The organism is uncultured Photobacterium sp. (genome assembly GCF_947039875.1).
Classification (GTDB): Bacteria; Pseudomonadota; Gammaproteobacteria; order Enterobacterales; family Vibrionaceae; genus Photobacterium.
In genome coordinates, this window is the sequence record NZ_CAMRAN010000067.1 from 1 (window position 1) to 14,640 (window position 14,640).

Annotated in this window: 11 protein-coding genes and 1 pseudogene; 5 read left to right on the plus strand and 7 right to left on the minus strand. The window is 37.1% G+C overall.

The window, feature by feature from the left end:
* The first annotated feature begins 524 nt into the window (after nt 1-524).
* Nucleotides 525-1,712: an MFS transporter TsgA gene (gene tsgA / locus Q0V26_RS16650; RefSeq protein ID WP_297483933.1), complete on the plus strand. Its 1,188-nt coding sequence runs from the start codon at nt 525-527 to the stop codon at nt 1,710-1,712.
* 93 nt (nt 1,713-1,805) lie between these two features.
* On the opposite strand, the gene lysS is transcribed toward tsgA, so the two are convergent.
* The gene (lysS, locus tag Q0V26_RS16655; protein WP_297483935.1) at nt 1,806-3,314 is read right to left on the minus strand and encodes a lysine--tRNA ligase; all 1,509 of its coding nucleotides are present in this window, start codon (nt 3,312-3,314) and stop codon (nt 1,806-1,808) included.
* Between the two features lie 290 nt (nt 3,315-3,604).
* On the opposite strand from lysS, the gene Q0V26_RS16660 reads away from it, so the two are divergent.
* From Q0V26_RS16660 to cadA, 3 genes are all read left to right on the plus strand, one after another.
* Nucleotides 3,605-5,071, plus strand: coding sequence for a winged helix-turn-helix domain-containing protein (locus tag Q0V26_RS16660; protein WP_297483937.1), 1,467 nt, complete (start codon nt 3,605-3,607; stop codon nt 5,069-5,071).
* A gap of 465 nt (nt 5,072-5,536) precedes the next feature.
* Entirely contained in the window at nt 5,537-6,889 is a 1,353-nt protein-coding gene (cadB, locus tag Q0V26_RS16665; protein WP_297483939.1) for a cadaverine/lysine antiporter, read from the plus strand.
* 88 nt (nt 6,890-6,977) lie between these two features.
* Entirely contained in the window at nt 6,978-9,110 is a 2,133-nt protein-coding gene (gene cadA, locus Q0V26_RS16670) for a lysine decarboxylase (protein ID WP_297483941.1), read from the plus strand.
* A gap of 80 nt (nt 9,111-9,190) precedes the next feature.
* On the opposite strand, the gene Q0V26_RS16675 is transcribed toward cadA, so the two are convergent.
* The 5 genes and pseudogenes from Q0V26_RS16675 to Q0V26_RS16695 form a co-directional block, all read right to left on the minus strand.
* Nucleotides 9,191-9,697: an RNA polymerase sigma factor gene (locus tag Q0V26_RS16675; RefSeq protein WP_045027882.1), complete on the minus strand. Its 507-nt coding sequence runs from the start codon at nt 9,695-9,697 to the stop codon at nt 9,191-9,193.
* A gap of 2 nt (nt 9,698-9,699) precedes the next feature.
* Nucleotides 9,700-10,380 (minus strand): hypothetical protein, encoded by a 681-nt coding sequence (locus Q0V26_RS16680; RefSeq protein WP_297483944.1) that lies wholly within the window; start codon nt 10,378-10,380, stop codon nt 9,700-9,702.
* A gap of 11 nt (nt 10,381-10,391) precedes the next feature.
* On the minus strand, nt 10,392-10,856 hold the full coding sequence (locus Q0V26_RS16685; RefSeq protein WP_045027885.1) for a DUF302 domain-containing protein: 465 nt from the start codon (nt 10,854-10,856) through the stop codon (nt 10,392-10,394).
* 253 nt (nt 10,857-11,109) lie between these two features.
* Complete coding sequence (locus Q0V26_RS16690; protein WP_297483947.1) at nt 11,110-11,736, minus strand: hypothetical protein; 627 nt, start codon at nt 11,734-11,736, stop codon at nt 11,110-11,112.
* 28 nt (nt 11,737-11,764) lie between these two features.
* Nucleotides 11,765-12,411: pseudogene (locus Q0V26_RS16695) on the minus strand (hypothetical protein).
* A gap of 516 nt (nt 12,412-12,927) precedes the next feature.
* On the opposite strand from Q0V26_RS16695, the gene Q0V26_RS16700 reads away from it, so the two are divergent.
* Complete coding sequence (locus Q0V26_RS16700) at nt 12,928-13,608, plus strand: 2'-5' RNA ligase family protein (RefSeq protein WP_297483951.1); 681 nt, start codon at nt 12,928-12,930, stop codon at nt 13,606-13,608.
* 78 nt (nt 13,609-13,686) lie between these two features.
* On the opposite strand, the gene Q0V26_RS16705 is transcribed toward Q0V26_RS16700, so the two are convergent.
* Nucleotides 13,687-14,553: a PA4780 family RIO1-like protein kinase gene (locus Q0V26_RS16705; RefSeq protein WP_297483952.1), complete on the minus strand. Its 867-nt coding sequence runs from the start codon at nt 14,551-14,553 to the stop codon at nt 13,687-13,689.
* Nucleotides 14,554-14,640: the final 87 nt, after the last annotated feature.

Here is a 14,640-nt window from a genome sequence, read left to right on the forward strand (position 1 = left end):
TTAACTATTCAGTGAGTGCCCACACAGATTGCATGGTCAAATTGTTAAAGAACAACACTGATTTCGTTACTAGCCAATGGCTTGCTCCGTTTCAGTGAGGTCGCATTATAGAGACTTCGATCACATTGGCAAGCGTTAATTTTCAAAAAAATAAAAAAAAATGCGACCTCGTACAGACTATAATCAAATTTTTTAAATACGGTCTAAAAGTCATCATTAACTGGCTTTTTTATGCAGTCAGTAGAGTGGTAAAAGATTACATATTTATAATATAAAGATAGCTATATAGTATAAACAGGACAAAAATGTCGAAATATTTACCAACTAAAAACAATCAGTAATAAAAACTCGACTTATAAATACCGATTAGACATATTTTATAGGCATGATAAATTCTCTAATGTCATATAATGGTGACGTGTGTCACAAACAAAGCTAGTCCTTATGTTAGGATTCAGCCCTTTCATTAATTGGCATTTCGTTTGCCTCTTTAATTTATAATTGAAAGTTATACAGGATTTTCTATGACAAACCAGAATCGCATCCTTCTGACGTGGATAAGCTTCTTGTCCTATGCCCTCACTGGATCTCTGATTATCGTCACCGGTATCGTTATGGGAGATATTGCCAAATATTTTGATTTACCAATATCGAGCATGAGCAACACGTTCACTTTTCTTAATACTGGTATTTTAATCTCTATCTTCCTTAACGTATGGTTAATGGAAATTGTACCGCTTAAACGCCAGCTCATTTTTGGCTTCATTCTCATGCTATTAGCAATTCTTGGTCTTATTTTTGGCCATAACCTTGCTATCTTCTCTGGCTGTATGTTTGTATTAGGTGTTGTCAGTGGTATTACCATGTCTATTGGTACTTACTTAATCACTCATATTTATGATGGCAAAGAACGCGGTTCACGCTTACTATTTACTGATTCATTTTTCAGTATGGCGGGTATGATTTTCCCTGTAATTTCAGCAGCCGTACTCGCACACCACATGCAATGGTACTGGGTATATGCTGCAATCGGTATTATTTACCTTGCTATTTTTATTCTAACATTAATGTCTACATTCCCAGTATTAGGTAAAGATGCACCTCAAGAAGCTGCAATAAATGAACCTAAAGAAAAATGGGGTGTGGCTGTAATATTTTTAGCTATTGCCGCTTTATGTTACATCTTAGGTCAACTTGGCTTTATTTCTTGGATTCCTGAATACGCAACTCAAAAATTAGGCTTATCTATTAGTAGTGCAAGCCAATTAGTAAGTTACTTCTGGGGTGCTTATATGATTGGTATGTGGATTTTCAGTATTTTGCTAAAGAAATTCGACCTTCATTATTTTGTGATTGTTTTATCAGGCTTAGCGACAATACTCATGTACCTATTTAATAAAGATACAGATCCACATAATCTTATCTACATTATTTCAGCGCTTGGCTTTATCAGTAGCGCGATTTACACCACGATTATTACCTTAGGCTCACAGCAAACTAAAGTATCATCACCAAAATTGGTTAACTTTATTCTGCTATGTGGCACGATTGGTACAATGTTAACTTTCGTTGTAACAAGCCCTATCGTTAAAAACTACGGCACACATGCAGCTTTAGTTACCGCGAATGCGCTTTATGCTGCCGTGTTTGTTATGTGTGTATTGGTTGGTTTTGTTACCAAGCACCGTATCAATAGCCACGATGGTCACTAATAGAAAAATAGCATAAGAAAAAAGCCTCATCTTTGAGGCTTTTTTATAATCAAATAGAAGCAGTGGTAAAGCTGCTTTTCTTTTATTGATTGATTAATTATTGTTGTTAGGACGCATTGATGGAAATAAAATCACATCACGGATCGTATGAGCGTTAGTAAATAGCATTACTAAACGATCAATACCAATTCCTTCACCTGCAGTTGGTGGTAAACCAAATTCTAGCGCACGAATATAATCTTCATCATATTGCATTGCTTCATCATCACCCGCATCTTTAGCATCCATCTGGGCTTTAAAACGTGCATCTTGATCTTGTGCATCATTAAGTTCAGAGAAGCCATTCGCAACTTCACGACCCCCAACAAAAAACTCAAACCGATCAGTTAAAAATGAATCTTCATTACTACGACGTGCTAATGGGGAAATGTCAGCTGGGTAGCCGGTAATAAAGGTCGGTTGAATTAACTGAGGTTCAGCCGTTTCACCAAAGATTTCCTCTAATAACTGACCGCAAGTCCAAAATGGTTCGACGGTTAAACCAACTTCCCGTGCGATGTCTGCCATTAATTCACGATTCTTAACATCATCATAAGTTAATGCTTGAATGCGTGCATTATCTTGAGTGTAATGTTGAATCGCAGCAAGCATCGTCATTCGAGCATAAGGTCCATTAAACTCAATAATATGTTCACCATAAGGTAATGCTGTATTACCACAAAGATCTTTTGCAATAGTACTTAATAAGCTTTCTGTAAAATCAATTAAGTCATTGTAATCAGAATACGCCATATAGAATTCCATCATGGTGAATTCTGGATTATGACGAGGTGATAGGCCTTCATTACGGAAGTTACGGTTAATTTCAAACACACGTTCAAAACCGCCAACAACTAAACGCTTCAAGTAAAGCTCAGGCGCGATACGAAGGTACATATCTATATCTAATGCATTATGGTGAGTCACAAAAGGTCGAGCAGATGCACCGCCTGCAATCGGGTGCATCATGGGTGTTTCAACTTCCATAAATTGTTGTTTGATCATGAATTGACGAATCGCAGCAACCACTTTTGAACGCATAATCATGGTATTGCGTGATTCTTCATTAATGATCAAATCAACATAGCGTTGACGGTAACGTTGTTCTTGATCCGTTAAGCCATGATATTTTTCAGGCAATGGACGTAATGCTTTAGTCTGTAATTCATACTGATCCATATTGACATAAAGCTCACCGCGATCTGAACGGTGTAACTGGCCTTTCACGCCAATAATATCGCCAATGTCTAACCCATGATATTGTTCTTTTAATTGTTCTTGAACTTGTTTATCAGCATAAACTTGAATTCGTCCAGAGACATCTTGTAATACAAGAAATGGGCCTCGTTTAGCCATAATACGGCCAGCAACAGCTGTTGTATAAGTGGTATTAATTAAATCTTCCTTTGATTTGTCTTCATACTCACAGATCAAATCACGGGCTAATTTCAAGCGACGAAAAGTATTAGGGTGGCCATTAGCTTTGCTTGATTTACGAATATGATCAAGTTTTGCTCGACGTTCTGCAATCAGCCTGTTTTCATCAACTTCAGTGTCTAACATGGTATTACCTTCTTCTATTAATCGTTTTATAAAAAATGTAGGTAATCGAATATTTATGTAAGAAATCATATTTATAATTCAATTACTGGCTTTCTTTAAAATAAATAACCACAGAATAAAAAACGTGACCAACCTCACAAAACATCGGAATTTGAATAATTATTTAAATTTTATAGTCATAAATGAAATGTTAAATTACAGTTAACGACATAATAAAAAATTCCATCTATATATAAAAGCAAATAATATAGAATTAATATCATCATAATAATTAATAGAATTAAAACCAAATGGCTTGGGTAAATTATAGAATTAATAACTGGTTATTAATTACAACAGAAAACTGTTTATATAAATCAGGGGAAAATTATATTCTCGAACCTAGAATAACTAAGCTATTGGCTTTTTTAGCTCAGCATCAAGGTATTGTATTTACACGAGATGAATTAATTGAAAATGTTTGGGATGGCGCTGTTGTTAGTGAGCAAGTAGTAACACAATCTATTTTTGAATTACGAAAAACACTAAAAAAAATGGATGAAGACCATTGGATTATAACAATCCCTAAACGAGGTTATAAACTTGATATCGACGTACAACAAATATATGTCGATCCCAGTACTGGCTTTAAGTTAGAGGAATTTCACTCCTCGCATGAACATACCAATGATACCTCAACACAAGCATCATTCCCCGCAGGGCCGATGACACGGGCGTTTAATGAAACGTCAAAAGAAGCCCCATCAATCACAGTAACTAATTCAAATACTATCAAATGGAATCACTGGTTCTTTGATTTTTGCATTTTAACTATGCTATTGGTAACTATCATCTTTATAAGTTGGAGTAACGAAAAGGTTATTATTCCTATCTCAGTATTAAATCCGCGCTTAATTCATATTGAATCCCCTCCGCAATCACCGACAAATCAAGTGAATTCAATCGCAAACATAATAAAAGACTCACTATTTGCCTCAACAAACTATAGCAGCAGTTTTAGTGCTCAACCTACTGCGGGTAAAACTCTCTCTTTATATATAAATCAGCAACACCAACTACACATTGAATTATTTAACAATATTTCAAAAACAATCATGTTACAAAAAAACATTCACATCGATCGTAATAATGCTTATACCGTAATTGACAAACTACTCAATGAATTAATGCAATCATTAAATTATAATCATAAAAACACCAGCAATAGACTTAACTTAATGAATGCTAATACATTATATGGCTATTTGGCGCTGCCCAATGCTATAAATAATAATGGTGACGTAAATATAAGTTACATTAAAAGCATAAATAAACTTATTAAAGACGCCCCTAATAATAGCTATTTATTAGCAAAGCGATACCTTGCTTATTCAATTATGCTAACCATCAATAATAAAATAACATCCATGCCTACATTAATGAATTATGGCAAAGAATTAGAAAAAAGTATTACCAATCCCCCTCAATTTCTCTCTAGTGAAATATATGATGCGTTAGCACTAAATAATCTTTATCAAGGCGATCTAATTGCTTCTGAACATTATCTATCACTTGCGGCATTGCAATCTAAACAAAATACAGCATTACGTTATATTTTATTAGGAAAAATAAGCCAACTAACACACAAACAAAAACAAGCTAACGAATACTATAGTATGGCTTTATTTTTAGATCCCTCGAAAGAAACTCAGCAACTCTGTGAGAAATTGGTTTTTATATCACAAACAAACGCTGCTGAATCCACATCGCCACATTAAAGTTAACACCTCTACATCGCCTTTTAATCAATATGACACGCAATTCAGCGACTAAAAATAATCGATTGAATACGTCATTTTAGTGTCTCTTCTTTCTCATTGCGTTGCTCTTATGATTATGCTTTACGTCATGGTGATATTCGTTAAAGGCTTATATTAATGATAACTCAACCCTTATATGAATTATGAAACGATCTTTATTTAATTGATAAATAAATTATTTTTTCACACCATTCTTAAGCTACTGATTAACAAGGAAACAAAAATAAAATAAGTTAAAAAAAACCAAAATTATTATTTTTCAATCTTTGAGTAGAAGGTTATTTAATTAACTTTTCTATCTGCTGTAGATTAATTCGCAATTACTCGTCATTGATAATAACTATAACAATCAACTAGTGTTATCTCTGCCGCTAAATACCTTTAACCACTTGAAATATAATTATATTTTTTGGAGATTGTTGCATGTCATCCGATACGTCAAAAAAAATAGGCTTAATAGCCTGTACTGGTGTTGTAGCCGGTAACATGATGGGGAGTGGTATTGCTCTGTTGCCCTCGACATTGGCAAAAGTAGGTTCTATATCTATTTATAGCTGGATTATTTGTTTAATTGGCGCGTTATCATTAGCTTTTGTTTACGCTCGTTTAGCAACGAATAACCCACAAGAAGGAGGCCCAATCGCATACGCTGGTGAAGTCTCTCCTGCCTTTGGTTTTCAAACTGGTGTGCTTTATTATCATGCTAACTGGATTGGTAACCTTGCGATTGCAATCACTGGGGTATCATACCTTTCTGTGTTCTTCCCCATTTTGAATAACACTATTCCAGCAGCTATCGCGACTATTGCTTCAGTATGGATTTTCACCATTATTAACCTACTTGGTGGTTCATGGGTAAGCCGCTTATGTACACTGGGTTTAGTCCTTATTCTTGTTCCTATCGTTGGTACTGCTGTTGTGGGTTGGGGGCATTTTGATGCAACGACTTACATGCAAAACTGGAATACATCACACAGCTCAAACTCTCATGCGATTGTCAGTGCTGTATTGATAACTCTATGGTCATTTGTGGGTGTTGAATCAGCAGCGGTATCTTCTGGTATGGTGAAAAATCCTAAGAAAACCGTTCCACTAGCAACCTTACTCGGTACGATTATTGCCGGTGTTATCTATATTCTATCAACCCAAGTGATTGCTGGTATGTTCCCTGCCTCTGAAGTTGCAGCTTCTGGTGCGCCATTTGCACTCGCTACTACAGCAATCTTCGGTGCTTGGACCGCGCCATTTGTTGCAGCATTTACCGCTTTAGCGTGCTTTACATCTCTTGGCTCTTGGATGATGTTGGTCGGTGAGGCTGGCAAACGTGCAGCTCGTGACGGTAACTTCCCTGCTGTTTTTGGTGAAACAGACAAAAATGGTGTTGCTAAAAAAGGCTTAGTTCTTGCTTCTATCATGATGACAATTCTTATGATTGTTATCACGCTATTTAGCTCAAGTGACAGCCATGCATCTAACCTATTTGATATTTTAACGTCAGATGCCGTGTTATTAACTATGCTGCCTTACTTCTACTCTGCGGTTAACTTAATTCGTTATGAAGGTATGACAACACGCAATGTGTTTGTGATGTTATTTGCAGGTGTCGCATGTATCTTCTGCTTTATAGCCCTTATTGGTGCCGATCCATCTGCATTAGCTGCAACTTTCGTTGTTTCACTAGCTATCTTTATGTTCTACGCTCGTAAGCTTGGCTTCCGTCAACACTTACAACTAGAACAACAAGAACAGGCGAATAAAATCTCACAATCTCACTAAATATCGAACCTCATAATATTATAAAGGCGCACAATTACACCTCCCAAATTGGAGTGGTGCGCCCTTGCTTACCCTGGAGATATTCAAAATGAATACCATTGCAATATTAAATAATTTAGGCGTATTCTTCAAAAAATACCCAGTACAAGAATTAGAACAAGCATTAACTGCTCGCGGTTATAAAGTTGTTTACCCTGTCGATGACAAAGATTTAATGAAGCTACTTGAAATGAACCCACGTATCAGTGGTGTGATTTTTGACTGGGATACTTACTCATTAGACTTATGCCAACAAATTAATCAAATTAACGAAAAACTACCGCTATATGCCTTTGCTAACGAGCATTCAACACTCGATATTAACTTAGCGGATCTTCGCTTAAATATTTACTTCTTTGAATATTGCCTTGGTAGTGCTTCTGATATTGCACATAAAATTGAGCAAGCAACGGAAGACTACAAAGACAGTATTCTACCGCCACTAACAAAAGCATTATTTAACTACGTTGATGAAGCTAAATATACTTTCTGTACACCTGGTCACATGTCAGGTACAGCATTTAACAAAAGCCCAGTAGGTAGTATTTTCTACGATTTCTACGGTGCAAATACCTTTAAAGCAGATATTTCAATCTCAATGCCTGAACTTGGCTCATTATTAGATCATTCAGGTCCTCACAAAGAAGCTGAAGAGTACATTGCGCGTACGTTTAACGCGGATCGTTCTTACATTGTGACTAACGGTACGTCTACTGCAAACAAAATTGTGGGTATGTTCTCAGCGCCTGCTGGTAGCACTGTACTGATTGACCGTAACTGTCATAAATCATTAACTCACATGATGATGATGACCGATGTTGTGCCAATTTATTTCCGCCCAACACGTAATGCTTACGGTATTTTAGGTGGTATTCCTAAGAGTGAATTTAGCCGTGAGGTGATTGCTGAAAAAGTGGCTAACACTCCTGGTGCAACTAAACCTGGCTATGCGGTTATTACAAACTCAACTTATGACGGTTTGTTCTATAACACCCAATTTATCAAAGAATCATTGGATACTAAGTTCATTCACTTTGACAGTGCTTGGGTACCTTACACTAACTTTAACCCTATTTACGAAGGTAAGTGTGGTATGAGTGGTGAAGCAATGCCGGGTAAAGTGTTCTATGAAACCCAATCAACCCATAAATTATTGGCAGCATTCTCACAAGCTTCAATGATCCACGTTAAAGGTCAGCTTGAAGAAGAATCTTTCAACGAAGCATTCATGATGCACACTTCAACATCACCACAATACGGTATTGTGGCGTCTGCTGAAATTTCTGCAGCTATGATGCACGGCAACGCAGGTCGTCGTTTAATTCAAGACTCAATTGATCGCGCTATTCGTTTCCGTAAAGAAATCAAAAAATTACGTTCAGAATGTGACGGTTGGTTCTTTGATGTATGGCAACCAGAAAACATCGATACTACTGAATGTTGGAACCTAAAACCTAATGAAAAATGGCATGGTTTCAAAAACATCGATGAAGATCACATGTTCCTTGATCCCATTAAGATCACCCTATTAACCCCAGGGATGAACGAAGATGGCGAACTTGATGCTTCAGGTATTCCAGCATCACTTGTGGCTAAATTCCTTGATCAACATGGTATCGTAGTTGAAAAAACGGGTCCATACAGCCTATTGTTCTTGTTCTCTATCGGTATCGATAAGCCAAAAGCAATGCAGCTACTACGTGCTCTAACTGAGTTTAAACGTGGCTATGATCGTAACATGACCATTAAGTCATTCTTACCATCGCTATTTAAAGAAGATCCTCAGTTCTACACTAATATGCGTGTCCAAGATCTTGCTCAAGGTATTCACGACCTAACAGTGAAATACCAATTGCCAGAACTAATGTACAAAGCATTTGATGTGTTACCAGAAATGAAGATGACACCACATGATGCATGGCAGCAAGAACTACGTGGTGAGGTTCGTGAGATCCCATTAGCAGAAATGGTTAATGAAATCAGTGCTAATATGATCCTACCTTATCCTCCAGGCGTACCTGTTGTGCTTCCTGGTGAAATGGTGACTGAGCAATCTCGCCCAGTATTAGATTTCCTTGAAATGCTATGTGAAATTGGTAATCACTTCCCAGGCTTTGAAACTGACATCCACGGTGTTTATAACGTTGATGGTGTTTACAAAGTGAAAGTGATCAAGCGCTAGTACCTACGTGACTAACCAATAAAAAAAGGCCTAATTATTCATTTAATTAGGCCTTTTTAAATCAATGTAATAAATAATAATTACTTGGCCATATATTCTTGAATCATAAGTCGACCGCGATGAATCCGACTTTTAACCGCCATTCTGGTTAATAATAATTTGTCTGCAATTTCACCAATAGAAAGCTCTTCTAAGTCCCTTAATAAAATAACCGCACGATATTTATCAGGTAAAGAGTGAATAGCCGCAATAAGATCTAACCGTAAATCATTATTTGAATAATAAGAAAACAGCTCTTGGTAATCATCGGGCATTTCATCTAACTTATGCGTTTGCTTCATTAATTTGGCGCATTCTCTTTTGACAATAATAAATAACCAGCCTGGAAATGCTTCCACTGTTTTTAAAGTACCAATGCGCCGCCAAATAATTGCAAGAGATTCTTGTACTGCATCATCAACATCATTCAGCGAACATTGTTTAAATGCCATTTTTTTTAATGTCGGTTGCCAATTAACCAACAATTTTTCAGTCGCTTGTTGATTACCATTACGGGCTTCTTCGATTAAAAAGTAGCGATCATCCATCATCAGATTCCTCTTACATAAAATGACGCGATAATTTTATTACTATGCTGAGCAATGAATCCAAATGTCACTCCCCATGCAATATGGGCTAAGTAGACCGTTACAGGAAAAGCAATGGGAGCAAATTGATGGCCGAAATAACCAACACCTAGAATATTCATTACCGGGCTAACCATAAATGTCGTACCAACCGCAATGGAAAATAAGACTCCAAGCCACCACCTACCCTTGCTTTTACCAACCAAAGCTAAATAAATAAAAGTAAATCCAATCCCATTCCAGAAATGATCTCCCCAACCGACCATGTTTGACCACCAATTAGGTCCAACCATAAATTGGTCTGTGAGTTTAACTCCCATCAACATCGGTAAAGAGCCAGGCATTGCATGAAAATAACTAAAGCCAATACTTCTGACTATTTCCATACTAACAGTACCAGCACCGCCTGCTAGAATGGATAACAACATCAAGTTAACCAATGACTTATTAGACGACCTTGCTGCGTAAATTAGAATACTAAACCATACTAATACTGCAGGAACAATGGTATGAACACCTAGCCAATGAAAGGTATACAAACCCGTGGCAGATAACGTAAACGCAAGAGGAGAAATAGATGCCGCGACTACAGCTATTAATATTAACGTTACATCACGACTATTTGATAGCTTTAATCGCTGCATGACTTATTGCCTTATTTAGTTGCTGCTTGAGTAGCAATATTCATAATTTTCTTTTCTAACATTTGGCCTGGCATGACTAATTTAGGCGAGATCATGCCAAGTTGTTCTGCAGGGTTAAACCATCCAATCCATGTTTTATTATTTTGATTCCATACGTATAAACGTAACGGTAACACCGCACCCGCAGCTGGATTCATACTAAATACTTTTTTCGCCATTTCAGGATTACCAATTAAAAAGCTCGTTCCTTTTAAATCTAACCCTGTCATTGATAACACCTTACCTTGATCTATTTTCCCCATCACCATCATTTGATGACGACTGGTTGCTGTTTGTATCGCAGCTGTAGTCTCGGTAAATGTTTGTTGCGATTCTACTTTGGTAAATGAGGTAACAGGAGCCGCAATAGCACTTTGACTTGCCATAAAGAATACCGCACTCATTAGCGTTGATAGTAAAATATTTTTTGTTTTCATTTGGTGTCACCTTATTGATAGTAAGTAAAATAATTTGTTTCTACTTTAAAGAGCAATGAGATCACCAAAAGGATTCAATATATTTCATCTTTTTTTCATTTATCACAAAAATAAAATATAACTAATTGATACTTATGATATTAACAATTAATTTTTTTAAATTTTAAGCATAAAAAAATCCGAGTATATAAATATACTCGGATTAATCATTAATCAAACTAACGTGTCTTTATAAATACAGCGACATCATGGTCTAAATATTACGTGCGACTTCATAAGCATCCCAAACCGCATTCATGATATTTGACACTTTACGTGCATCACCAATAAGGTAGGTATCTTTACCACGACTACAAGCAGGGTTCACTGAACATGAAATTGGCTTATGGTTGAAAATACGTTGTAAGCAGCCATCATGACAACCGATGCATGGACGAATTTGCTCTTCTCGATTTTTCATGACCTTATTTGGCCACTCAGGATCAGTCAATAACGGACGTGCTAGGCCCACAAAGTCAATTGAACCGTTTTTAATTGAGTCTTGAGCAAGTTGAGGATCACCCATCTTACCGCCCATAATGATAGGCACATTTACCACATCTTTGAGTTTTTTTACAAACGGAAGGTATAGACTATCTTTAGCATATAGCGGTGGGTGGGCCCAATACCATGCATCATAAGAGCCAGTATCAGCATTAAAGCCATCATAACCCGCTTTTTCAAGGATCTTGGCTAATTCAAGACCTTCTTCAGTATCACGACCAGATTCTTTAGCCGCAACATTAATACCGCCTTTACCCAATTCTTTGATAAAAGAACGAATACTATAACGTACGGTAACGGGGTAGCTTTCACCCGCACCACGACGAATCGCTTTCAATATCTCAATATCTCAATATCTCAATATCTCAATATTTCAATATTTCAATAGGAAAAGTAGCACGTTGCTCTAAATCACCATTAAAGCGATCAGTTCGATCTTTGTTAAACACTGACATGGTAAACTGATCGGCTAAATAACCCTCGTGAACTGCATGCAATTCGATACCGTCAAACCGACTTTTTTAGCAATTGCCGCCGCTTCTTCAAAACGAGAGATAATGCGCTCAACTTCTTCAGTTGTTAATGCACGGCACATCACTTCTGGATCCCAATAATTTGGTACTGCTGTTGGTGCCACTGGCTGAGTCTCAAGTAACGTTGGCTTCGCTACACGCCCAAGACCTGCTGATACTTGCAAAAATATTTTTGCGCCATAAGAATGCACACGCTCAATCATTTCATAACATGAATTTTCAAAAGCAGTAGGGTTATGAGTTACACAGGTAAATGTCGGCATTTTCATGCGTTCAATTTCATTTTCTACCTTCGTAAAACCCGTAATAATAAGACCAACACCGCCCTTCGCTCTTTCAACAAAATAATCAGCAGCGCGTTGATTAAATTCGCCTTCACGACCAGCAAGTCCCATCAGACCCATAGGTTCCATTACGATTCGGTTTTTAATAGTTACGCTACCAATTTTCATTGGTGTAAAGAGTTCTGATCTATTCATTGTTAGGCTTTTGCGTTAATCAACATTGCCCAAAGTCTAAAAGTAAAAAACCTATTAATTAAGTGTATTAAATGCATGTTTGTTATGCCTATATGTCATAACGATTACTTTTTGTATGACAATAATATTAGTTATTATTACCTTACTAAGTAAAGTCGTCATTAATACCGACTTTGAGACCATTGTTACTTAAACAGCCATAAATCATTGTATAAAATAAGGATATAGTCTTGGATAAATATCCCTATCACAATGCGACCACGCTAACCTAATACTTATCGAGGGGATTGGTTACTGTTTACATTAAAAATATCCATCATCAGTAAATAATGATCGGGAACATCTATAAAACCAGACAAAGCCATTTTTCAAAAATATGATCATTCAGATTAATAGAATCATTTTAAGCATTGCTAATGGATATTATTTAACGATTAATGTTGTTAGCGCAGCCACAAAAAACAATACCTACAAAGGATATAATACTGTACTGTTTACTTCTTAGGGAGCCTTAAAGTGCTTAAAAAATGCATATTAACACTGGCATTTGTTAGCCTGAGTCAAGCTGCACTAGCGAGTCCATCTCCAGCAGCAACCAGCTATAACCTGTTTTTGATCCCAAGTCACAATGTTGATACAACGGTATCAACAATTAGCAATCAACTAAAACAACACCAACTATCTGCTCTTTATAGCCAAGGTTATTTACCACATATCACTCTCTATCTAACCGAATACCCAACCACAAACCTCAAGTTACTCCAACAACAAGCCCAACAACTTGCTCATCAATGGCATCAATTTCCTTTAACACTCAAACATATTGAACGCACTAAGGGAGACTGGCTAATGCTTAAGGTCAGTAACACTCGTGAGTTACAACGCTTAGCCGATACCGTAGCTATTACTGTTTCACCTTTGCGTTCTATGGATCCTAAAGTACCTGCATGGGTAAGCCACTACCCTGAAAAATTAGCTGCATTTCAGCGCTATGGCAGTCCTAATGTCTTTACTAATTTTGAACCACATATCACCTTATTAGCGCAGTCTGATCCTCAAAAACTGACCCAATTTATGGCTGATTATGGTGATAAATTTCAATCAGTAAACTTTAAAGCACTAGGCATAGGTATCGCAGCGGTTAATAGTAATGGCCAAGCTAAAGCGGTGATTGCACGTTACTCATTTGCTAAATAGCGCCGATAAAAAAGCCTCAACCAAAGATTGAGGCTTTCATGTAACACTTTGCTATTTCAAGCTAAATAATGATAGCGATTACTCACCTTCATCTTCATTTATTTCATCCATGAAACGAGCTCGACGTAATTCAGCTTCTGCCATAACCGCATTGATTTCAGCCATTAAGCCATCAATATCAGCATCAATCTCGCTTTCAATATATACGCCAGTTAATTCTGTTTCTGGGGTTAGCGTACCAGCTTGAAATAATGCCCACATTTCTTTGCCGTATTGAGTTTCAAGTACTTCTGGCGCATAACGACCATAATACTGGGCCATGTTATTAACATCACGCTCAAACATCCATTTAGCGTTATTATTTGCAGAAGCATCTACCGCTTGGGGTAAATCGATAATCACAGGCCCTTGACCATCCACCAGCACATTAAATTCAGATAAGTCGCCATGAATAAGACCAATACATAACATACGCTTGATATACTTTATCATCACCGCATGATCACGCAATGCTTGTTCTTTAGTTAGCGTGATATCATTTAGGCGAGGCGCAACAGCACCATCGGCATCAGTGATCAATTCCATTAACAACACGCCGTCAAAACAACCGTAAGGAATCGGTGCGCGTACATCCGCTTTTAGTAATAAAGACAAAGCATCAACTTCAGCTTGTTGCCATACTTTTTCTTGCTCATCTCTACCAAACTTTGAGCCTTTTTCCATCGCGCGAGCACGACGACTATTACGTACCTTACGCCCCTCACGGTAAGTCACCGCTTTCTTAAAGCTGCGTTGGTCAATTTCTTTATAGACTTTAGCACAACAAATTTTGCCACCACTGCGAACAACATACACAGAGGCTTCTTTACCGCTCATCAGTTGAGATAAAACGTCATCAATAAGACCATCTTCAACGAGGGGTTGTAATCGTGGAGGAATCTTCATTACACCTACATTTGTCAGTAACTGGGAATATACTTATTTATAATATCGCATTATCGCCAGCTGAAAATTTTTAACAAGTATTGATGA